This is a genomic window from Streptomyces physcomitrii, from assembly GCF_012273655.1.
GTDB lineage: Bacteria > Actinomycetota > Actinomycetes > Streptomycetales > Streptomycetaceae > Streptomyces > Streptomyces physcomitrii.
The window spans coordinates 1-1,065 of record NZ_JAAWWP010000048.1 but is presented as its reverse complement, the minus strand read 5'-3'; the positions used below and the strand labels follow the sequence as shown (position 1 = coordinate 1,065).

At 68.6% G+C, this 1,065-nt stretch carries 1 protein-coding gene; it reads left to right on the top strand.

Features of this window, described 5'->3' with window-relative positions:
- A partial coding sequence (gene mqnC, locus HFV08_RS31020) for a cyclic dehypoxanthinyl futalosine synthase (RefSeq protein WP_168543890.1) occupies positions 1-1,065 on the top strand: 1,065 nt, incomplete at both ends.

Genomic DNA, 1,065 nt, shown 5'->3' with positions numbered 1-1,065 from the left:
CTCGGCCGCCGACGCGGTGCGCCGCCGCCGGTACGCGGGCACCGAGCACATCGCCACGTACATCATCGAGCGCAACATCAACTACACCAACGTCTGCGTGACGGCCTGCAAGTTCTGCGCCTTCTACGCGGCGCCCAAGGACAAGGCCAAGGGCTGGACCCGCGACCTCGACGACATCCTGCGCCGCTGCGCGGAGACCGTGGAGCTGGGCGGCACCCAGATCATGTTCCAGGGCGGGCACCACCCGGACTACGGCGTCGAGTACTACGAGGAGCACTTCTCGGCGATCAAGAAGGCCTACCCCGAGCTGGTCATCCACTCGCTGGGCGCCTCCGAGGTCGAGCACATGGCGCGGATCTCCAAGGTGAGCGTGGAGGAGGCGATCACCCGCATCCACGCGGCGGGCCTGGACTCCTTCGCGGGCGCGGGCGCCGAACTGCTGCCCGCCCGGCCCCGCAAGGCGATCGCCCCGCTCAAGGAGTCCGGCGAGCGCTGGCTGGAGATCATGGAGATCGCCCACGGCCTGGGCGTGGAGTCCACCTCGACCATGCTGATGGGCACCGGCGAGACCAACGCCGAGCGCATCGAGCACCTGCGGATGATCCGCGACGTGCAGGACCGCACCGGCGGCTTCCGCGCCTTCATCCCGTACACCTACCAGCCCGAGAACAACCACCTGAAGGGCCGCACCCAGGCCACGGTCTTCGAGTACCTGCGGATCCTCGCGGTGGCGCGGCTCTACCTGGACAACGTGGCGCACATCCAGGGTTCGTGGCTGACCACGGGCAAGGAGATCGGGCAGCTGTCGCTGCACTACGGTGCGGACGACCTGGGTTCGATCATGCTGGAGGAGAACGTGGTCTCCTCGGCCGGTGCCAAGCACCGCTCCAACCGCCTGGAGATCATCGATCTGATCCGCCGTGCGGGCCGGGTTCCCGCGCAGCGGGCCACCACCTACGAGCACTTGGTGGTCCACGAGGACCCGGCGAACGACCCGGTCGACGACCGCGTGGTCTCGCACATCTCCTCCACCGCCATCGAGGGCGGCACCGCCCACCCCGAACT